Raw genomic sequence first — 22,091 nt, forward strand, 5'->3', positions numbered from 1 at the left:
TTTGATTGGTTTATAACACTAATAATTACTTATCTTCAAAGTACAATTTGTCGCGTGCTTTTTTGCCAACTTCATTCATAGTCGTGGCATCAAATAACCGACCGTTGATCATCGTATAATCAACTTTATCTGTATCACGAATATTAGTCAGTGGATTACCATCGATCACCATTAAGTCAGCCAGTTTACCGACTTCCAATGAGCCGATATTCTGATCAAGGCCGATGTACTTGGCCGGATCAAGCGTCGCCGCACGAATAGCTTCCAGTGGACTCATACCACCTTGAGCAAACATCCAAATCTCCCAGTGCGCTGCAAGGCCTTCGCGCTGACCATGTGCACCTAGATTCACTAAAACACCTAAATCTTGTAGCTCTTTTGCTACCCGTGCATTGTTAAAGTGATTATAGTGGTGATCGGGTGCTTTAACACGGCGCATTGAACGTGGTAGTAATTGGTTTTTTGGCACAAATTTACTTAAGCGCGGGTGATTCCACACATCAGTCTTATCATACCAATAGTTTTCTCCCCAGATGCCGCCATATGCCACACCAAGTGTTGGCGTGTAGCCTACATCACTTTGTGACCAAAGCTGCTTGATATCATCATAAATATTCGCCACGGGAATTGAGTGCTCAATGCCCGTATGACCATCAACCACCATCGTTAAATTATGCTGTAATAATGAACCACCTTCTGGCACCACCATCATTTCAAGCTCTCGGCCAGCTTCAATTACTTGTTGGCGTTGTTCACGTCGTGGTTGGTTGTATGATTTAACACTAAACGCGCCAACTTTCTTTAATCGCTCTAAGTGAAATTTAGCATCATCTAACGAATCAATGTGTGATGTATAACCTGGCATATTGGCACCATATAAAATAGTACCGGTTGAGAAAATACGTGGGCCTACAATAGTCCCCGCTTTTTGCATTTCGCTGGCTGTAAAAATCTCTGTTGTATCGTTTGATGGATCGTGAATTGTCGTGACGCCTAACGATAGGCCCGCTAAGTTTTTCCAATTTTGCTCAGGAATGATCTCATCGCTGCCTTGTGAACCATGCGCATGCGCGTCAACAATTCCTGGCATAATTGTTTTGCCAGATACATCAATTACCTGTGCGCCTTTTGGAATGTTAATATCAGCAGCTGTGCCAACGGCTTTAATATGTTTACCATCGGTTAATAGTATTCCATTTTCAATGACTTGCTCACCTTTCATGGTAATAATACGTGCGCCCGTTAAAGCTATCATGCCTTTTGGTTCAGCCATTTTGCTACTAAAGCCAATGTTATCGCCACTTTTTACTTTGAAGTCAGCGTCATCCGCTTTATTGATATCAAATAAACCTGCCAAACTTGCATGATAAAGCTCTGGGCCTAGCGTCCAATACAGTTTATCGCTGCTGGCGCTCCAGCTGATATTCTCACCGGCACGAACAGATAACTGCTCAATCGGAAATTGGCTGTCTTTAGGACCAATATTAATGGTTTTACCACTTTGCACTAATGGCGTAACAAACACTTTAAAACGTTCAGCAAAAGCGAGGTACTTGCCATCAGGCGATACTCTAAACTCAGTAGCATGCTCTGACTCATAAAGCTTAGTGATTTTTTTCGAATCAAGTTCAACCACACTTAGCGTTGGCTTAGGCCATGGGCTCATCACAAAAACTCGATCATTAGCTGATGCAAACTGCGGCTGATAACCACTTTTAGAAATCAACTCAGCTTTCCCGCCTTTGCTACTCACTGCATAAATACCCGGATGCAGTGACCAATCAGGGTTTAAGATGCTGCCTCCTGAGGCTTTACGGTACACCACTGTTTTGCCATCAGGGCTGAATGTTGGCTCAACATATTTACCTGGCTCTGTGGTAATATCATCACCGCGACCACTACGCGCAGAGACAACTCGAACAGCACCCTGTTCGTTATCATCCCAGGTTACATAAACTATTTTTTTACCATCACGGGAAAACTGCGGGAACAACTCAAAGTGGTCATCTTGTTTAGTTAAACGCTTTATTTTTCCTGACTCTAAATCGCGTTTATAAATATGTCCTAGCGCTTCAAAAATTGCTGTTTCACCATCCGGCGAAATCTGTACATTACGCAACATTTTTACAGCAAATTCATCGCTATCAATGTTTTGTGTAAAACGCACTGCTTGTTGAATTTTTTTACTGGTTTTTACTTCAAATGGTACGGTTTCTACATCGCCATCTTGCACATCAAGTTTATGAATAGTACCGCCAGCCCAAAATACCAGTTGGTTATTATCTGGTGTCCATGCAATGGTTGGATACACGCCATGAATAGCCCAAGTCTCTTGCATATCACGTTCAAGCTTGTCATATAGCTTAGTATGCTTACCGCTGGTTAAGTCATATAGGTAGAGGCTAGTTTGAAAATCATCTCGTTTAATATACGCAAGCTTCTTACCGTCTGGCGACGGGGTTGGTCTAATCGCGCCGCCCATACCATCAATAATCGTTTCTATCTCACCCGTTTCGCGATCGTAACGCTTGATTTTATAAATGCCAGCAACCGAATCTTTTGAATAATGAAAGGTTTTACCCGGCGTCGCATCATGTGAAAAATAAACATATCGGCCATCAGGTGAAAACATCGGCTCACCTAAATCTTTTTGATCATTCTCACGTTTAGTGAGTTGTACACCTTTGCCACCCGCTTTATGATAAAGCCATACTTCACCTGCGCCTAATGAACGGCTCGCTGTAAAATGCTTACGAGCAACAATATAGTCGCCGTCGGGACTCCATGCGGGGCTGTTCAATAAGCGAAACGTTTCATCGGTTACCGCGGTTTGATTCTCACCGTTTAAATCCATCAACCAGATATTATCGCCGCCACCTTGATCAGAGGTAAACGCAATATGTTTACCATCAGGACTAAAACGCGGTTGCATTTGCCATGCGATATCAGAGGTCAGTTGAGTGGCAGTGCCACCAGCCATCGGCATAGTGTAAATATCGCCCAGCAAATCAAACACAATGGTTTTGCCATCAGGACTGACATCGATATTCATCCAAGTGCCTTGAGAGACACTAATATTAGCATCAACAAATTGCCCTTGTGGCGCATCCACTTGCCATTTTTTGTCATCATTATCTTGTGCCTGAGCCTGACCATATAGCGCCAGTGACACAGCTACAGCCATTGCTGTATGAAGCATTTTTTTCATCGCCTTCTCGCTTATTTTTATTGCGGTTTTTCATCTTATAAACATGATTGCAACAAAAACGGCAGCAACTTACCAGCGATATCTGATAAAGCGTCGTTATTTGGCGGTTAATGCCATTTTATTGGATCAAACTGATAATAGCCGACCAATAAACTGTATATTTCAGGATCATAATGGCGCAGCTCACTGGGCTTTTCGAGAAAAGTTTCGGTGATCACGGCAAAAAATTCGGCTTCATTTGTTGCACCATAACTATGAATAACATGCGGCATATTATACGCAACATGCGTTTTTAACTGATTATAAGCGCGGCTAAAAACACGCCCCCACTGTTTATAATCTACTTCTTTAGCTAATATAGGCGTGCCTGTGGTTTTACCTGTTTCTTGATCGAGTTGGTGAGCAAATTCATGAAACACTAAATTATGTCCGTCACTGGGTAAGCGGTTCCCTTCAAGCACATCGTGCCAGCTCAGCACTAAAGTCCCTCCAGGCCATGACTCGCCTTGACGAACAGTATTATGATAGCTTACTAATCCGGCACTATCACGAGATGTCTGCGGCGCGTAATAAGCACTTGGGTACAGCAAAATTTCTTTCACATTTTGATAAAGTGGCCATGGTTTATTAAGCACCAACACACACGCATCCGCAGCAATTATTAACTTCATACTCTCGTTAAGAATTAAACCATCACAACCAATAAAGCGTTTTTCATTTAGAAACCAGACAATATGACGCTCTAATTTTTCCCGATCAGCATCCGTCATTTTTTGATAGATAGGCATATACCGTAACAATAATGTTTTTTGCTTTTCATCTAAACGATAATCTTGATACTTTTTTTGCCACAAGCGGTTTTGAATAACCGGCCAACGCCAATAAACAACTACAAACGCAATCAGCGCAAATATTAATAATCCATTTACCATTAAAAGGTCCTATCAACAGGTGTAGCTTATTAATATGTCCTGTGAGGATAAAATTCAATCATCTAGCCTAGCAACAGCTAAAAAAACCGCCCATAACTATGTTATAGACGGTCAGCTATATTATTTCGTAAAATCAATTATATTAACGATATAAACGGTCCCAAGCACAAGTACGGTAACCATTACGTTCAAAGTAAAAGTTATTACAATTGTCATCGTAGTTGCTATTGCCGACATCAATACGATGACCACTAATATATTGATTATGTAATGACACCTGCTGGCCGTTATACAACAAAGTAAAATGCACGTGAGGACCTGATGATTGTCCCCCTTCACATAGTGCTTGGTAATAATTGTTCGCATAACGACCGAGCCATGCACCTGACTGCACAAAATCACCGCTACTATACTGCAGATTAGACATATGATAATAGTTGGTTGAATAACCACTCGAATGCGTTACGCTGATATTACATGACGAAAAACGTGTGATAGTACCACCATGCGCCGCTTGAACATATGGTGTATTTGCGCCCCAACCACCAGAGCCATTATTAAAATCAAGCGATGAATATGGATAACCAGAGCCAGTATTAGAGTGAGCCCCACCGCTGTACCAATAATAACCTGATGACCATGGTAAGTTCATTGAAAAACTAGCCGCAGCAAACTGCTGATTGCTACTTTGTAGTGCACTTTTAGAGGATCTTTGTAACTGAGCGCGACTATCAGGGAATAGACGCTCAAACGTCGCTAAAAAGCCGGTCAGATCGCTCTTAGCGTAATTAACATTATCTTTGCTTAATGCTTGTTTTTTAAGAACACTGACCAATGCTACTGTCGCTGCAGTACTGCTGTTGGTATTGACTCTATTCGTGATTTCCTCGCCCGCATACTTCGATGTATTCGAGGAGGCTTGGCTATCTTGCCACTGTTTAGATGCATAAAAACGTTGACATAACATCATTACCACATCTTCAAGCTGGGCATCAAAACCGTGTTCGTCCGATAAACCTGCAAAAGCATTATTAAGATCTGCGTCAGGATCAGAAAGTAAGCCACTTTGCAGCTCAATCAAGGCTAAGATAACTTTAGGGTTGATACTTGTATAACCTGCCCAGTGCAAAACACGCTCTTTTTTATCTTCCAGTACTGGCGCATGCAGAGCAAAGAAATTATCCCAATCTTCACGCAACAAGTCATTATTGAACACAAACTGAGTATCGTCCACAGCCACCAAGGAGGTTAACTTAAGTGACTCAATGGACTGTGCAGTAAAGTTAAAATAATTCTGCTTATGGCCTTGTGCAAACACCGCTGGCGACACACCTAAAACACCTGCTAATGCTACATATATCATCTTACTTTTCATCTTTTGTTCCTTCTGTTCACATCAAAAGACCCCAAAGTGGGAACAAAAGGTATAGCATCAAACCCAATTAAATGTTAATAAAATGTTTTAATATATGTATTAGTATATATTATGTACCCGAAAAGCAATGGCCTGTAGCGTGTTTTCCCAAATACTCTACTATAACTTTTAGAGTGTTATAACTTCGACTCGATTTCGCCCATTACTTTTTGCTTGATAAAGCGCCTGGTCAGCTTGCGCCAGTAACCTGTCATAGTCATTAACTGCCAATGAATCAGCGACTCCAAAACTAACCGTTACCGATAACCCGCTAGCGATGTTTGAAAAATCGTAGTTTGCAATTTGCACACGTAATTCTTCACATAATTGAGCGGCTTGTTGCGCGGTTTTATGAGGGAATAGTAATGTAAATTCTTCACCTCCCCAGCGAGCAACTTGACTATCATCACTCTCATTGAGCTCTCCTAGCATATGAGCAACCACACAAATTACACGGTCGCCAACAATATGTGACCACCCATCATTAATTCGCTTAAAATGATCAATATCCATAATCGCAATAGCGAGAGGTGAACCATGCTGTTTAAAATCAGCAAAATTGTCCGCAAGCCAACAGTCAAAGGCACGACGGTTTGGTAAATCAGTTAGTTGATCATGGGTTGCTTGATGAGCAAAGGCATCTGTTTGTTGTTGCAGATCATTAGTTTGTTGCTCAACCCGCTTAATCAGCTCTATCTCTATTTTTTTATAATGATAAAGCCGGTATCTATAAAGCCCGTAGACTAATGCTAATAAACCGATAAAAACCATTATTTTAAAAGTAGTTTTTTGCCAAAAATATGACTGAATCACAAACGTTAAGGTTTTATCATTATTTTGCCATTGCCCATTAGGGTAGCCCGAACGTACCTTAAAAGTATACTTTCCCGGTGGTAAATTAGTGTATTCCGTAATGGTTAATTGATTACGATTAACCCACACATTATTATAACCAGTCAATTGGGTCTGGTAATTCAACCGATGAGGCATAATAAAACTTAGGCCAGCATAATGAAAAGAGAGCCGCGAAACACCAAGCGGTAAAATAATTTCTTCATCTTGCTGCACCAAGGGGGTCATTTTGCCATCTACATACATTGCCTCAATAATTGTCGGTAATGTTTTCTTTGTAGCTTGCTTTAATCGTTCAGGGACGATAGTACTTGCCCCTTGCGCTGTAGCAATCCAAATACTGCCATCTTTGTGCAGCACTGCAGAAGGATTAGACCCGCCATTAGCCTGAGCGCTTAGCATGCCATCTCCTTCATCATATAGCTGATACTGGATTGGCAACGCATTATTTTGTGCTAACTGCGCTAGCCGCTGTTTGACCTGTTTTTGATTTACTTGGATCACACCGCGATTACTAGATAACCAAAACGAATCTCCCTGTGCCACAACTTGAAACAACTTATCAACTGGCAAGCCTTGTTCACGCCCAAGAATACTCATTTCTCCAGTTGGGATATGACACCGGACAAGACCACGGTCTGTCGCCATCCAAATATATTCAGATTCAGCATAAAAACCAAAAGCATATTCAGCATCAAAATGGGCAGGAAACACTTTAGCCGTAAATTTTTCTAAATTTGGGCTAAAAGATGCTACTCCAACGCCGGTTCCAATCCATACATTGCCATAATTGTCTTCACTAAGGGCTATAATAAAATCACCAGGTAAACCATCTGTACTTGAAAACTGCTTCAGAGAGCCATCCACGTCTATTCGTGTCAAACCTGCTGCAGTTCCCACCCATAAGCGCCCTGCACTATCAAATAACAACGCCCTAACTTCATTACTGGCTAAGCCATTTTGACGATCCAGAACAGGATAAACTTTACCATTGATAATCCGCATCAAACCTGAAGTATAGGTCCCGAGCCAAATTTGACCTTGCGCATCTTCGGCTAAACTTAAAACCGATAACGGATCATTCCCATAAGCAGGAGGGAATGTGTTTACTTTATTATCTTCAATGCGATTTAAACCAAGGCTGCTGCCTACCCATAAGCTACCATCAGAATGCGACAACACGGTACGGACATAATCGCCTGTCAACCCTCGTTTTGTGGTCCAAGTCGAAAAAGCGGCTTCACGCAATCGGTATAAACCGCCATTTGTGCCAACCCAAATACTATTTTCACGATCTTGTAATAACGATAAAATCCGATTTGCAGGTAAACCAGCGTCAGCATCAAGTTGTTCAAGTCCTAACGGGCTTAATCGAAACACCCCTTTATTGATCGTACCAAACCAAAGATCATCATGGTCATCTTGTAAAATACTTGAGATAGCCTCATTTTTAAGTTGAGCATGAATACTGATAAAACGATTGTTTACCTGTTTCCATGCACCTTGTTCACTGCCTACTATGAGCTCACCTTGGCGGGTCAAATACAAGGTGTATATTGGGCTTTGTGGTAAACCGGAATCGGGAGTAATTAAACGCGCTGTTTTATTATTAATTTGATACAAGCCATTGCTGGTTGCAACCCAGATAATACCTGCATTGTCTTCTATTAGACGATAAGCACTGAGGTTTTCTAAAATCGCCGTGTCCGGCGCACTATCAAACTCTCGATATACAACACCTTGGCCCTCAAGGGCTAACCAAGTTTCATCTGAAGGCGTTTTTAATACGTGATTTACCATCGCAGTCGCATTTGGCTTGGCATGCCATTGCCCTTGATATAAATGACTGATCCCCCCTCGAGCGCCCACTATGTATAGACCGCCATCAGCTTGTGGGGCTAAACTACGTAAACCAGAATCTGGTAAACCAGTTATTTCCGTACGTGTAAACAGTTTAAACTCTCGGCCATTAAATCGGGCTAATCCTTCCCAAGTGGCAATCCACACGTAACCATCATTTGTTTGTACCACGCTATTGATACTATTATGAGGCAAACCAGAACGGGTATTCCAGGTTTCAGCAAAGTAGTCATTAAGAGGTAAGCGGGTTTGCTCAGCAGCAAAGCAACTAAAAACAACAAAAAAGAAAAAGCAAAGACCTAAACGAATCATTATACTAAACGCCTTCGTAATTATGGCGAGCTAACAACTTAGCATGAACGCAAATTAAATAGATAATGATTTTCCAGTAGTTAACTATCATTATGTTTTCTTGTATATGAATTATACTAACATAGTCTGAGTTTTATTTTCATTAACTAAATAACACAATTCGTTTACGGCCACGCTAAGCACACAGAGCGTCTATACTCTGCTGCAGCTGTTCAATAAACTTCGCTACATGTAAACCATCCATCAATGCATGGTGCACATCTATTGAGATAGGCATTGTCCCTTTTTGTGCATCAAACTGTCCAAACACTAATTTAGGAATGCCGAAATGATTACCTTGTGTATGTGCATGAGAGAAGCTTGTAAAGTTCAACCACGGTAAAACCGAAATATGGATCAAATCAGTCTGACCTTCGGTTTGCGCAAAAGCAGTTGAGAATAATGGCTGTTGCTTTGCCGCTAAGCTAACTCTGTTTGCATGTATTTGAAAGTCGTTCAACGTAGCTTGTTGTGAAAAGTAGCTAAACCTAAAGGTATCATCATCAGCAAGCTCTACAACACTGGCACGTTGAGCAGCTAGTTGCCAAGGTACACCGTCAATGATCCTCAGTAACATTGGTTGATAAGCATTACTTGCCTGCAATGTCGCATAGATATAGGCATGAAAAAAAGAGCATTGCTGTGATTTACAATGCTGATACAGCGCCCCCATATCTAATTGTACACATACATTAAAGTAGGGTTGCGTAAACTCTTTAAACAGTGAGAAATGTTGTTCGCGTGGCCATGTGGCTAAATCGATGGGCGTCATATCTTTAAAAACTATACAGGTCAGGTTGACCGTATCGTGAGGGATTTACTGAATAATGTAAAGGCGTGCAATTGCACGCCTATAACGCGTTTATTATAAACCGTTTTTGATGATCTCTTGTGCGAGTTCGTCTGCGATCAAATGCGTTGATTTTTGCTCTTTCTCACTTCGCGAAAAAATTTCAGTTAAGGTCTTGAAGATCCCCTCAACATGTTTATTTGATGCCTCAGCACTGTAACCTTCTGGCGCTGTTTCATAATAAACATTAATAATACCACCTGCGTTAATCACATAATCTGGTGCGTATAAAATACCTTTTTCACGAATGATCTCACCGTGACGAGACTCGGCTAATTGGTTATTTGCACAACCAGCAATAATTGTCGCTTTAATGCGTGGAATAGTCGCATCATTTACTGTTGCACCAAGTGCACACGGTGCATATACATCGACATCAAGGTCGTATATTTCATCAATGCCTACAGCAGTCGCTGCAAAATCATTCACGACTCGATCAATTGCCACTTGGTTGATATCAGTTACAAACAAGGTCGCACCCGCGTCATGCAAATGTTTACACAAGCCATAAGCAACAGCGCCTAAGCCTTGTACTGCCACTTTAATGCCACTCAAGTCTTGGTGACCACGTTGATGTTGTAACGCCGCTTTAATTCCTAAAAATGTGCCATACGCTGTAAATGGTGATGGGTTACCACTTTTACCTTCAAGGCCTAATACATAGTTAGTTTCTTTATTCATGATAGCCACATCATCACAGGTGATGTTTACATCTTCAGCGGAATAATAACTACCATTTAAGCGCTCTAATTGGCGACCAAATGCACGGAATAATTGTTCAGACTTAATTTCTTTGGCATTTCCAATGATCACAGATTTACCACCACCAAATGGTAAACGTGCTACCGCATTTTTGTAGGTCATACCCTTTGATAAACGAAGCGCATCGACAACAGCGTCGTCATCACTTGCGTAATCCCACATTCTGCAACCACCAACAGCAGGACCTAAATTAGTATTATGAACGGCAATAATTGCACGAAGGCCTGATTCTTTATCTGAACAAAAAACCACTTGTTCGTGGTTATCAAAATCAACTCGATTGAACACAGCCACTTTATCTTACTCCGAAATTTGTAACCCGTGAGAGGGTATGCACGCTGAAATTGCCGAGACTCTACCACTTCATATTACAGCTTGCCACTATATGAGATGATAAAACCTATCAATATCAGGCGCCGTAATGAACAAGCTAAATTATCGCAATTTTAAACATTTTAAATTCAAAAATAGTCACTTTTTAGAATAGTTAATTAACTTAACTAAAAATATAGCATGATAACGTTTACGTGAACGTCAATTTAAATATTATTGTAAAGTTTAAATTACAAGGCAATAAACAGCAACAAGAGAGTAATGATGGGTCTTTGCGGGAGGTTAGGTGGTTTACATCCAACTGGTCAGAGCTGATAAGCGGTATCTGAGAAAACTCAAATACCGCATAATAAAGCGAATACTTATTTTAATTTAGCGTCTAACTCTGCAATTTTAGCTTTCCAAATTGCTGGGCCTTGGGTATGCGCATTTGCGCCTTCACTATCCACTGCGACAGTGACTGGCATATCTTCTACTTCAAATTCATAGATAGCTTCCATACCTAAATCTTCAAATGCCACTACACGGGCTTTTTTGATAGCTTTAGATACTAAATAAGCTGCTCCACCTACGGCCATCAAATACACAGATTTATTGTTTTTGATAGACTCAACCGTTGCAGGGCCACGTTCCGCTTTACCAATCATGCCAATAATGCCGGTTTTTTCTAGCATCATGTCAGTGAATTTATCCATCCGAGTTGCTGTTGTAGGACCCGCTGGGCCCACTGCTTCATCACGTACCGCGTCAACTGGGCCAACGTAGTAAATAAACTTATTATCAAAATCAACACCTGCAGGTAACCCTTCACCAGAATTGATCATATCTTGCAGACGTTTATGCGCTGCATCACGACCAGTTAATATAGTCCCTGACAGTAATACTGTTTCGCCCATTTTCCATTCATGCGTGTCTTCTTTAGTTAGCGTATTTAAGTCAACACGACGCGTGCCCTCACCCACTTCAAATGTGACTTCTGGCCAATCTTCAAGTTTTGGCGCTTTTAAGTTTGCAGGACCTGAACCATCTAATGTGAAATGTACATGGCGAGTCGCCGCACAATTAGGGATCATAACCACAGGTTTTGAGGCCGCATGAGTCGGTGCGGTTTTTATTTTCACATCAACCACTGTTGTTAAACCGCCAAGGCCTTGTGCGCCAATACCGAGCTTATTTGCGCGCTCAAATATTTCTAAACGAAGTTTCTCTTCGGTGGTTTCTGCGCCACGTTCCATAAGCTCATGGATATCAACTGGATCCATAAGTGATTCTTTTGCCATTACTGCGGCTTTTTCTGCCGTTCCGCCAATACCTATACCTAGCATGCCTGGTGGACACCAACCAGCGCCCATGGTCGGCAAGGTCTTTTCGACCCATTCAGCCACATCATCAGATGGATTAAGCATCACCATTTTACTTTTATTTTCAGAGCCGCCGCCTTTTGCTGCCACCATTACTTCAACATTGCCGCCTGCCACTAAATCAATGTGCACGACCGAAGGCGTATTATCTTTGGTGTTTTTACGGCTACCTGCAGGATCTGCAACAATAGATGCACGTAATGGATTATCTGGATTCAAATAAGCACGACGCGTCCCTTCGTCAACCATTTGCTGTACGGTTAAATCTGTTTTGTCCCACTTAACATCCATACCTACTTTCACAAAACAAGTAATAATACCTGTGTCTTGGCACAAAGGACGTTTGCCTTCTGCCGACATCCGCGAGTTAATTAAAATCTGCGCAATGGCATCTTTTGCCGCTTTACTTTGTTCTTTGTTATAGGCTTTTTCGAGCGCTTGAACAAAATCAAGTGGATGATAAAACGAAATATACTGCAATGCATCTTCAATGCTATCAATAAAGTCTTGCTGACGAATTGTACTCATAGGGGTTCCTTAAATTACCTTTACGTGAGAACACGTAAACTAGGCCAAACCAGTGACGGTGGTTTGTACAGCGCTTAGGCAACGTCACTAAACGCTGCCAAAAAATTATAACTTATGATACCCTCCTAGCCCGTTTCGAGCCAGTTCTTCAGGGTAAAAAAATAGATGATAAAGCAACAAAAAACCTGTATTCAATTAGACATTTCGCTCAACTGCCTAGAGGTTTTCGCCTATTTTGCCCATTTACCTTATGCCGTTCTGCTGGATTCAGCCAACAGCGACCATATAAATAGTCGTTACGATCTGATTGCTATTGCGCCAAAAATGCGCCTAGAAGTTAAAAATAACCACACGTTTATTGATGACAAGGCAACTGAACAAGATTGTTTTAGCATCATTAAAGCACAGCTAAATACTCTAGATAGCAGTAAAACTCAGCCTAACCTACCTTTTAGTGGCGGCTGGCTCGGGTATTTTGGTTACGACCTTGGCCGAGTCATTGAAAAACTTCCCAGCCAAGCTATCGATGATATCGATATGCCACAACTAGCTATTGGTCTCTATATGGATGCACTTATCTATGATAAAAAGCTGCACAGTTGGTTTTATGTCGCACAGCCTGATGTTGATAGATCAGCAATGTATCTACAGGAGTTAGCTCACGCCTCTCCAATTACCTCGCCATTTGAAATCACCCGAGGCTGGTCATCAAATATGAGCCGCGCACAATACAGCGCTAAGTTTGCAAGAATTCAGGGATATTTAAAAAGTGGCGATTGTTATCAAATTAACTTAGCACAGCGTTTTACAGCGCAGTATCAAGGCTCACCGTGGCATGCTTATTGTACTTTGCGCGAAGCTAACAAAGCACCATTTTCAAGTTTTATTAATCATCCTGATGGCGCTATTTTATCTATTTCCCCTGAGCGCTTTATTGCCATTAATGATAATCAGGTTGAAACCAAGCCAATCAAAGGAACGCTGCCACGGTGTCTTGATAAAAAAGAAGATGCGTTACAAGCAACTCGATTACAAAATTCAGCGAAAGATCGCGCTGAGAATGTGATGATTGTTGATTTACTGCGCAACGACTTAGGTAAAGTTGCCAAACCTGGTACCGTGCAAGTCCCGTCACTCTTTGCGATTGAGAGTTTTCCTGCAGTACACCACTTAGTCAGTACCGTGACAGCGCAGTTAGCTGACGATAAAACTGCGGTTGATCAGTTGTATGCTGCTTTTCCGGGAGGGTCAATCACCGGTGCACCCAAAATTCGTGCGATGGAAATCATTGAAGAATTAGAACCGCATCGGCGCAGTATTTACTGTGGTTCAATCGGTTATTTAAGCGCTTGTGGCAATATGGATACCAGTATTACCATCCGAACTTTAGTGTGTCACAAACAGCATATTTATTGTTGGGCTGGCGGCGGCATTGTTGCTGATTCACAAGTGGATTTGGAATACCAAGAAACTTACGATAAAGTAAATAAAATCTTACCTTTATTGAAGTAACCTGTGTGAATAGCAAACAGCTTATGGCTCGTTTTCAGCTAACTGCGCCTGCCAATGAGTATATACAGCCAGCTGATAAGAGACATTTTAAACAACGTCCTCAACGAGCCAGTGCCGTTATGTTACCGCTGATTGATGTAGATAACAGCGCGCACATATTACTATGCAAACGCCCAATGTTCTTAAATCACCATCCTGGGGAAATTTGCTTACCAGGCGGTAAGCATGAGTTGAGCGATGCAAACTTACGCCATACTGCACTGCGTGAACTAAGTGAAGAGCTAAATATCGCCCCATCAAATGTCACTGTCATCGGTCAATTAGGCGATTACTCTACTCTTACCGGCTTTACGATTACACCGTTTGTTGGTGTATTAGCCCCAGATACACATTGGCATGCAGACCAAAATGAAGTGGCCGCCAGTTTTTTGCTGCCCATCAGCGCACTCGCTGATGTAAACAATTGGCAACCCTTACCTTTTCATCGCTTTGGCAAAACTATTACTTTACAAGGTTTTTCAACTCCTTACGGACTACTTTGGGGAGCCACTGCTAGCATTATAAAAAACTTTATAAAAAAGCTTGCCATACCAGTTTAAATCTCTATTGCAAAGGGTTACAAGGGTACAATTACGCGTTATTATGTGCGACCGTTCAAAGGCAGCAATCGTGCTGAGTAAAAGTAGAGTAAAGTTATTATGATCAGTGCATTCGATATGTTTAGTATTGGCATTGGCCCGTCATCATCACACACCGTCGGCCCAATGCGCGCATCGCGTTTATTTGTTAACGAACTACAACAACAAAACTTGTTAACCGATGTCACCAGCATTAAAGTTGAGCTATATGGCTCATTGGGACAAACAGGTATCGGCCATGGCTCAGGCAAAGCAGTTATCCTCGGACTTGCGGGTTATGATCCGGAAACCATTGATGCCGATTTAGTAGACGATATTCTCGCTAAAATTGAAAATGAACAAGTGATCCACTTAAATCAAGTGCATCAAGCAAAGTTTCCAAAACAAGGAGCGATTGTATTCCACCGTCGTAAAACTTTGCCAAAACACTCAAATGCAATGGAGATCATTGCTTTTAAAGGCGACGAAAAACTCCATAGTAAAGTTTACTATTCAATTGGCGGCGGTTTTATTGTTACCGATGAAGAATTTGAAAACGAAAAACAAGCTGCGCTCACTGTCCGTGAAGAAAACCCAGCCCCCTTTCCATTTGGCAGTGCCAAAGAATTATTAGAAATGTGTAAGGAGTCAGGTTATAGCGTATCAAGCTTGATGATGAAAAATGAAAAAACCTTACGCACAGAAGATGAAATAAAAGATGAACTATTCAATATTTGGCAAGTAATGAAAGCCTGTATTGAACGCGGTATGCGCACCGAAGGAATTTTACCTGGTGGTTTGAAAGTAAAACGTCGCGCCCCTAGCCTGTACTTAAAGCTCAATATTGAAGTCAGCAATGACCCCCTTCGCGCAATGGACTGGGTGGATTTATTTGCCCTTGCTGTTAATGAAGAAAACGCTGCAGGTGGCCGTGTAGTTACAGCGCCAACTAATGGCGCAGCAGGTATTTTACCTGCGGTATTAATGTACTACCACACATTCATTAAAGAAATAGACCGCGATATTGCAACTCGTTATTTATTAACTGCCGCCGCAATTGGCATCTTATATAAAAAGAATGCCTCAATTTCAGGTGCTGAAGTTGGTTGCCAAGGCGAAGTTGGCGTCGCATGTTCAATGGCTGCTGGTGCACTGACTGAAATTGTCGGTGGCAGTGTATTACAAGTAGAAAATGCCGCGGAAATTGGCATGGAGCATAACTTAGGGTTAACCTGTGACCCTGTCGGTGGATTAGTACAAGTGCCGTGCATTGAACGTAATGCTATGGGAGCTATCAAAGCAATTAATGCATCGCGTTTGGCTATTCGTGGTAGTGGCGAGCAAAAAGTATCATTGGATAAAGTTATTAAAACCATGCTTGATACTGGTAACGATATGAAAACTAAATATAAAGAAACCGCTCGCGGTGGCTTAGCGGTAAATATAATTGAGTGTTAAGTTTTATAGTCATTAAAAAAGCCGCAATATGCGGCTTTTTTGTTTTCAACAGATTAAAGTCACTTAACCGGTAATTCTATATCTTCAAACAGCTTATCTACGTCATCTTGATTACGTAGTAAACTCGCTCGCTCAACCCGCTCTTTGGTCAAATGTGGTGCAAAACGCTCTATAAAATCATACATATATGTACGTAAAAAGCTGCCTTTTCTAAAGCCAATTTTAGTGGTGCTGGCTTCAAATAAATGGCTGGCATCAATACACACTAAATCGGTATCTGCAATTTGATCAATCGCCATTGATGCTACAACACCCACACCTAAACCTAAGCGTACATAGGTTTTAATCACATCAGCGTCAGTTGCAGTAAATACAATGTGTGGTTCAAGTCCCTGCGCATTAAATGCTTTATCAAGTTCTGAACGGCCAGTAAAACCAAATACATAAGTAATAAGTGGATACTGGGCAATATCGGCAACGGTTAGCGACTCTGCTTTTTTAGCTAGTGGATGGTCTTTTGCCACCACAATACTGCGATTCCAGTGATAGCAAGGTAACATCACTAAATCAGAATATAAATGTAGTGCTTCAGTGGCAATTGCAAAATCAGCATCGCCACGAGCAGCAGCATCAGAAATTTGCTGCGGCGTACCTTGGTGCATGTGCAATGACACCGCAGGGTACTTTTTCATAAATCCTTGGATCACACTTGGCAGTGCATACCGTGCTTGGGTATGTGTGGTGGCAATATTCAACTTACCTTGATCAGGTAGTGTATGCTCATTTGCAACCGCTTTAATACCCTCTACTTTAGAAAGGATCTCACGGGAAATATTAATTATTTCAGTGCCCGCGCTGGTAACATGGGTTAAGTGTTTTCCACTTCGCCCAAAAATCTGCACGCCCAACTCATCTTCCAACATACGTACTTGCTTAGAAATACCTGGCTGTGAGGTAAACAAACTTTCAGCGGTTGCTGAAACATTAAGTTTATGATTTTGGACTTCGACGATGTATCTGAGTTGTTGTAATTTCATGGCTGCATTTTTTAGTGTAGTTATACTGCTTATTTATAAATGCTACATCGCGTCAAGCCAAGTTTTTTCTGATTAACAATAGAAAAAGGCTGTCTGGAATCGTATTTATAAGGTTATCTGCTTAGGCTAGCATAATCCCTCGCCTTGAGGTAGCCATCTTTTAAGCTGATGCTCAAAATGAAAAAATATCATACGCAGATAGTAATAAATGATGAGAAAGTGAATTCTTTTTTACATAAGCCGCGCAAAACTATCCTGTTAGCATATATTTAATGTAAGATTAAAATTATTAGTTTGTGAAATTTGAGACCTAAACCATGATCGTTTCTATTATTATTATGTTGATTGTTGCACTGATTGTCATTGCCCTCTGGGTCAGTGCGGTACAACAGCATAAAGAGAAACAAGAAACAGAACGCCGCAAAGACTTAACCAAACAAAAAAAAATCATTGAAGAATCAGAAGACGTTCTATTAAATAGCGCAAACATCCCTATGTCAGAACATATTTTACGTATTCTACAACGGCGTATTCATGATGCTTTAGTCGCTATGGTGCAGCTATCACCCAATTCGAAAGAGTTAAAGAATCGCTTAAAGGAAGCAAAAGAACGTTTAGGAGACTCAATCGACACCACTAACTTAGAAAATTTAGTGTTACCCGATAACGACAAGCAATTAATAGCACTAATCCAAGGTATTAAGAAAGTACGCGCAGTACTTCGTTCAGAGCATGGCAAAGGGAAAGTAGACAGCCAAATTTTTATTGCTGAAGACAAGCGCTTAGAAAAACTCCAATTACGAATTAATATTGAAAGCCAGATTAAACGAGGTATCTCCGCACGCTCTGCGAATATGGTCGGTTCTGCACGCCAATACTTTGAAAAAGCCTACGCTACTGTATCTGCAGTCGCTTATAGCGATGACTATATAACCACTAAACGCCAAGAGCTCGAAGGTTATTTAGAAGCAATAAGCACAGAGCTTAAAGCATCTAATGCAACAGCACTGAAGAAAAAAGCAGAGCAAGAACAAGACGATTTAGACGTACTTTTTGCACCAAAGAAAAAGTGGTAAACCACTTTTTCTTTGTATTAACCTAGTAACTCACTAAGATAAAAACGCAAATTTGATCACAAACATCGCAGCCAATATCCACACACTGATGCTTACTTGTTCTCGTTTACCACACAATACTTTAACGACTGTATAAGAAATAAAGCCCAGTGCAATGCCATGAGCAATGGAGAATGTTAGCGGCGTCATCAGTAATACCACACTCACTGGAATGGCATCTGTCATATCATCCCAATTTACAAACTTAAGGTTTTGTAGCATTAGCACCGACACATATAAAATAGCTCCCGCAGTTGCATAAGCTGGCACCATTTTCGCCAAGGGTGCAAAAAACATCATCAATAAAAAGCACATTCCTACAACCACAGCTGTAAGTCCGGTTCTGCCACCCACAGATACTCCTGCAACTGACTCTATATATGAGGTTGTGGTCGAAGTGCCCAATACTGAACCGGCAATGGTTGCGGCGCTATCAGCACTTAATGCTCGTCCTAAACGAGGCATATTACCTTGTTCATCAGCAAGACCTGCTTTTTGAGTTACCGCAACTAAGGTGCCTGATGTATCAAATAAATCAACGAACAACAATGCAAAAATGACGCTAAGCATTGACAACTCAAACGCCGCTGAAAAATCAAGTTGCATAAAAGTAGGCGCAATTGAAGGAGGCATAGATATCACGCCTTGATACTCTACCAAACCCAGACTTAGCGCGATCACAGTTACTAATAAAATGCTGATCAAAACACCACTTTTAAAATCACGATAAAGTAGCGCTGCAATAACAAAAAAGCTAAAAATAGCCAACAATGGACCGGCAGCCGTTATATCACCCAGTTGCACTAATGTTGCAGGGCTGGCCACAATGATCCCGGCATTTTTAAGCGCAATTAACGCTAAGAACGCTCCAATTCCTGTTGCAATGGCTTGCTTTAACACCAATGGAATAGCATTAATTATCCACTCCCTGACTTTGAACAAACTCAGGAACAAGAAAATACAGCCCGACATAAACACAGCCCCTAATGCTGCTTGCCAGGTATAGCCCATGCCTAACACAACACCATAAGTAAAAAAGGCATTAAGCCCCATACCAGGAGCCAAAGCTAACGGATAATTTGCCCAAAAGCCCATGATAAAACAGCCAATAGCCGCAGCAATACAAGTTGCCACAAACGCAGCACCTTGATCCATACCAGCTTCAGCCAACATAGCAGGGTTGACAAACACAATATAAACCATAGTAATAAAGGTAGTGAGGCCGGCAATACATTCGCGGCGCACAGTCGAGTTGTGGTCGCTAATTTTAAATAACGCGTCGAGCATAAGTGAGTTTCATTTTAGATGACAATAATTGCGTGATTTTATCATATATTTCAAGAATAACAGGACAATTAACCTGATATTAGACTAAACTGAGCAGGTAAATGACAACAATAATATGTGTGGCACTATGACAGATACCTCGCCAATTGGCTTAGATTTAGAACAACAGTTAGAAAACGTATTATCGTTTATCACCCAACCGAGCAAAGCCCCACACAGTGCGGTTAAAGCTGATACTCCTGATAACACTGTTAATAAAGCCCTGTATTATTTAAAAAATGATCAACCTCCTCTCGCTGCTAAATGGATGCGCTTAGCTGCAATGTCAGGTAATCAGCGAGCCCAATTTTATCTAGGATTATTTTTTATCAAAGGCCAAGGCGTACCTACTAGTGTTTTTCATGGCGCAGTATGGCTAAGTTTAGCCAGTAGCCAAGGCTATGAGCCTGCAACAACCGCCTTAACTGATTTACGTAAACATCTAGCCACCCGCCGCTTTAAAGATGCCCAGTGTTATGCTGCAACACTGTATGAACAAATACACCAACAGCAGTTTGCTCACCTGATCCCCAACTCACCTTGAAAAGGGACTAATCTACCCTTTTCGTTAAAATCAATTGCCACCTCAATTTAAATAATTAATACATTGTTTTGTATAGTATTATTTAATTTTCTGCACATTTTCAAAGCTGATGGTATCAAATAAATTTAAAAATCGTTCAAAAAGATAGCAAAAAACACTTGCACACAAACACTGTATAAACTACTGTATATGAGTACTGTATAAACAACCAGTGAGTGAAACTTATGTTACAGCCAATTACCATCAGAACAGTTAAAAGCTATCAACAAGATAATTTAAGCGCATCAGTAAATTTGATTCAGATAGAAGATGAGATCTCTGCAACTTTTGAACTTCTAAAGGTGTTACACCATTACAATAATAAAAACGCATGGACGTTACTGATTGCACCGGATCACGTACCAAGTAAAGCTTTACTTGATTCATGTTCTATTGATACCAGTAAACTATTAGTGATTAGGCAAAAGCATCTGGTTAATTTAGAGTATGTACTAAATTCAGCACTACATAACGGTAACTTTGCAGCGGTGATCACCTGGACAGACATTGTGAAAGACAATCAAATAGCTAACCTGTCATTAAAGTTAGACCAAGCGAGTGCAAAACTATACTGTTTTACTAAAACCCAACAAGCTACAGAGATAGCATTAGCACAATAAGCTGTTAAAATGCCGTTTTTTAATAAAGCGTATTTTAATTATGACCTCACTCACTGACAGTCTTTGCTTATGTGGCAGCGAACAAAGCTATAGCGATTGCTGTGAAAAATTGCACTCAGGCAATATACAAGCAACAAGCCCAGAGCAACTAATGCGCTCTCGCTTTGTTGCTTATGCTTTAAAAAATGCTAAGTATATTTACCAAACTTATGCACAAGAAAAACAAGCAGCAAACCCAATCAAAGAAATTGCTGATTTTGCTAATAGTTGCCGCTTTATAAAATTAGCCGTGATCAGTGCAGACCAGCAAGAATACACTGGTTGTGTTGAATTTTGTGTTAGCTATTTTTATCAAAACTTGTTTTGCCAACTACATGAAAAATCAAGCTTCATAAAAGAAGATGGGCAGTGGCGTTATCTCGATGGTGATATCTTCCCTGTTGCAGATATAAAAATTAGCCGCAATGATGAATGCCCGTGTGGTAGCGGTAAAAAATATAAAAAATGCCACAGCGTATAACACTTTCTTAGAGTGTAGTTTTTACCGTAAGTATTTTATAAATAATCATAAATTCAAAAAAATCGCGACCCAACGTGGTCTGTCTAAGTGCGATTAACTATTTGTTGCTTAACCTAAATTTTGGTTAATGTGTTTTCTAACGCATTGATTTAAAGCACTAATATTACTTTTACTCTCCAGCCGAAATTTTCAGGGAAAATAAGGCGAATTTACGCGTCAATAGCATGCCTATTACAAGTAAATTTAACGCAGTTAACATTGAAAAATAGCCGCTGGAGATGGATTTATTATCCGAAGCTCAGATTACTTCCGCCAGTAGAATAACGCGGTAGCAGTTATCGATCCAACTAGGTTACAAACCTCTTGTCATGATTAAATCACTCCTAGATTAAACAAATTTTAATTCTGAAAAGTCAACATGCTCTAGTACTTCACAACAACACCTATAAACAACTAACTCATCCATAAAACATATATATACTGCGTTAGAACCAGCCCCGTAGCATGCTAAGATCTAGTCATATCAAAAAACAATAAAGGAACAAATGTTAAATAAATTTCAAGTATCAAAAAAACACTATAATAAAAACTAGAAAATAAATCGTTATTATTTTTATATTTTTTTAAAATAATTAAAACAAAGCCTAACCTATTAATTTTAATTAAATATATTTATTTAAAACGCATAAAAACAAAACTAAATAATGAAATTAAAACTAATCAATCAGTAATTAGCATTGCAGAAAGTCATATTTAGCGCAATAATGCCACCGGTAGCACTGCAGTGCAAGCATAGACAGGACTTGATTGTGTTAACATTTTTAACAATTAATTTATTTGATTGTTTTGATC

The 22,091-nt window shown here is 40.6% G+C and carries 16 protein-coding genes; 7 read left to right on the plus strand and 9 right to left on the minus strand.

The genetic code is table 11. From position 1 onward, the window contains the following. Positions 1-25: 25 nt before the first annotated feature. The 7 genes from H5182_RS13075 to H5182_RS13105 form a co-directional block, all read right to left on the minus strand. Positions 26-3,208 (minus strand): amidohydrolase family protein, encoded by a 3,183-nt coding sequence (locus H5182_RS13075; RefSeq protein WP_182760152.1) that lies wholly within the window; start codon positions 3,206-3,208, stop codon positions 26-28. 107 nt (positions 3,209-3,315) lie between these two features. Continuing rightward, complete coding sequence (locus H5182_RS13080) at positions 3,316-4,140, minus strand: M90 family metallopeptidase (RefSeq protein ID WP_145241028.1); 825 nt, start codon at positions 4,138-4,140, stop codon at positions 3,316-3,318. 142 nt (positions 4,141-4,282) lie between these two features. Then, complete coding sequence (locus H5182_RS13085; protein ID WP_182760153.1) at positions 4,283-5,515, minus strand: M23 family metallopeptidase; 1,233 nt, start codon at positions 5,513-5,515, stop codon at positions 4,283-4,285. 168 nt (positions 5,516-5,683) lie between these two features. Further along, complete coding sequence (locus tag H5182_RS13090) at positions 5,684-8,578, minus strand: ligand-binding sensor domain-containing diguanylate cyclase (RefSeq protein WP_182732311.1); 2,895 nt, start codon at positions 8,576-8,578, stop codon at positions 5,684-5,686. 175 nt (positions 8,579-8,753) lie between these two features. After that, on the minus strand, positions 8,754-9,389 hold the full coding sequence (locus tag H5182_RS13095) for a CatA-like O-acetyltransferase (protein WP_182732310.1): 636 nt from the start codon (positions 9,387-9,389) through the stop codon (positions 8,754-8,756). Positions 9,390-9,482: 93 nt separating this feature from the next. Further along, positions 9,483-10,523, minus strand: coding sequence for a Glu/Leu/Phe/Val dehydrogenase (locus H5182_RS13100; RefSeq protein WP_182734943.1), 1,041 nt, complete (start codon positions 10,521-10,523; stop codon positions 9,483-9,485). A gap of 401 nt (positions 10,524-10,924) precedes the next feature. Next, complete coding sequence (locus H5182_RS13105; RefSeq protein WP_145241038.1) at positions 10,925-12,451, minus strand: fumarate hydratase; 1,527 nt, start codon at positions 12,449-12,451, stop codon at positions 10,925-10,927. 165 nt (positions 12,452-12,616) lie between these two features. Between H5182_RS13105 and pabB the strand changes: the two genes are divergently transcribed. The 3 genes from pabB (at position 12,617) to H5182_RS13120 (ending at position 16,038) form a co-directional block, all read left to right on the plus strand. Next, a complete protein-coding gene (gene pabB, locus H5182_RS13110) occupies positions 12,617-13,963 on the plus strand; it encodes an aminodeoxychorismate synthase component I (protein ID WP_182732308.1) in 1,347 nt (448 codons plus the stop codon). Between the two features lie 5 nt (positions 13,964-13,968). Next, on the plus strand, positions 13,969-14,562 hold the full coding sequence (locus H5182_RS13115) for a CoA pyrophosphatase (protein ID WP_310741347.1): 594 nt from the start codon (positions 13,969-13,971) through the stop codon (positions 14,560-14,562). Positions 14,563-14,661: 99 nt separating this feature from the next. Next, positions 14,662-16,038: an L-serine ammonia-lyase gene (locus H5182_RS13120; RefSeq protein ID WP_145241045.1), complete on the plus strand. Its 1,377-nt coding sequence runs from the start codon at positions 14,662-14,664 to the stop codon at positions 16,036-16,038. A gap of 59 nt (positions 16,039-16,097) precedes the next feature. Here H5182_RS13120 and cysB read toward each other — a convergent pair whose 3' ends face one another. Beyond that, entirely contained in the window at positions 16,098-17,075 is a 978-nt protein-coding gene (gene cysB / locus H5182_RS13125; RefSeq protein ID WP_145241047.1) for an HTH-type transcriptional regulator CysB, read from the minus strand. A 317-nt stretch (positions 17,076-17,392) separates the two neighbouring features. On the opposite strand from cysB, the gene H5182_RS13130 reads away from it, so the two are divergent. Then, entirely contained in the window at positions 17,393-18,151 is a 759-nt protein-coding gene (locus H5182_RS13130; RefSeq protein ID WP_145241049.1) for a hypothetical protein, read from the plus strand. Between the two features lie 33 nt (positions 18,152-18,184). Here the strand turns inward: H5182_RS13130 and H5182_RS13135 are convergent, their stop codons facing one another. Beyond that, positions 18,185-19,477, minus strand: coding sequence for an NCS2 family permease (locus H5182_RS13135; protein WP_182760154.1), 1,293 nt, complete (start codon positions 19,475-19,477; stop codon positions 18,185-18,187). 127 nt (positions 19,478-19,604) lie between these two features. Here H5182_RS13135 and H5182_RS13140 point away from each other — a divergent pair, with 127 nt between their 5' ends. The 3 genes from H5182_RS13140 (at position 19,605) to H5182_RS13150 (ending at position 21,239) form a co-directional block, all read left to right on the plus strand. Beyond that, complete coding sequence (locus tag H5182_RS13140; protein WP_145241053.1) at positions 19,605-20,060, plus strand: sel1 repeat family protein; 456 nt, start codon at positions 19,605-19,607, stop codon at positions 20,058-20,060. A 224-nt stretch (positions 20,061-20,284) separates the two neighbouring features. Continuing rightward, complete coding sequence (locus H5182_RS13145) at positions 20,285-20,719, plus strand: SulA-like leucine-rich domain-containing protein (protein ID WP_145241055.1); 435 nt, start codon at positions 20,285-20,287, stop codon at positions 20,717-20,719. 40 nt (positions 20,720-20,759) lie between these two features. Continuing rightward, positions 20,760-21,239, plus strand: a complete 480-nt coding sequence (locus H5182_RS13150) for a YchJ family protein (RefSeq protein WP_182734944.1) — start codon at positions 20,760-20,762, stop codon at positions 21,237-21,239. Positions 21,240-22,091: the final 852 nt, after the last annotated feature.

This window comes from Pseudoalteromonas sp. SG44-17 (assembly GCF_014164235.1).
GTDB classification, from domain to species: Bacteria; Pseudomonadota; Gammaproteobacteria; order Enterobacterales; family Alteromonadaceae; genus Pseudoalteromonas; species Pseudoalteromonas rhizosphaerae.

Coding starts and splice junctions, on each gene's coding strand:
- H5182_RS13135 (WP_182760154.1), bottom strand. CDS start 19,477: ATGCTCGACGCGTTATTTAAAATTAGCGACCACAACTCGACTGTGCGC.
- H5182_RS13105 (WP_145241038.1), bottom strand. CDS start 12,451: ATGAGTACAATTCGTCAGCAAGACTTTATTGATAGCATTGAAGATGCA.
- H5182_RS13095 (WP_182732310.1), bottom strand. CDS start 9,389: ATGACGCCCATCGATTTAGCCACATGGCCACGCGAACAACATTTCTCA.
- H5182_RS13130 (WP_145241049.1), top strand. CDS start 17,393: ATGATCGTTTCTATTATTATTATGTTGATTGTTGCACTGATTGTCATT.
- H5182_RS13120 (WP_145241045.1), top strand. CDS start 14,662: ATGATCAGTGCATTCGATATGTTTAGTATTGGCATTGGCCCGTCATCA.
- H5182_RS13145 (WP_145241055.1), top strand. CDS start 20,285: ATGTTACAGCCAATTACCATCAGAACAGTTAAAAGCTATCAACAAGAT.
- H5182_RS13140 (WP_145241053.1), top strand. CDS start 19,605: ATGACAGATACCTCGCCAATTGGCTTAGATTTAGAACAACAGTTAGAA.
- H5182_RS13085 (WP_182760153.1), bottom strand. CDS start 5,515: ATGAAAAGTAAGATGATATATGTAGCATTAGCAGGTGTTTTAGGTGTG.
- H5182_RS13090 (WP_182732311.1), bottom strand. CDS start 8,578: ATGATTCGTTTAGGTCTTTGCTTTTTCTTTTTTGTTGTTTTTAGTTGC.
- H5182_RS13150 (WP_182734944.1), top strand. CDS start 20,760: ATGACCTCACTCACTGACAGTCTTTGCTTATGTGGCAGCGAACAAAGC.
- H5182_RS13075 (WP_182760152.1), bottom strand. CDS start 3,208: ATGAAAAAAATGCTTCATACAGCAATGGCTGTAGCTGTGTCACTGGCG.
- cysB (WP_145241047.1), bottom strand. CDS start 17,075: ATGAAATTACAACAACTCAGATACATCGTCGAAGTCCAAAATCATAAA.
- H5182_RS13080 (WP_145241028.1), bottom strand. CDS start 4,140: ATGGTAAATGGATTATTAATATTTGCGCTGATTGCGTTTGTAGTTGTT.
- pabB (WP_182732308.1), top strand. CDS start 12,617: ATGATAAAGCAACAAAAAACCTGTATTCAATTAGACATTTCGCTCAAC.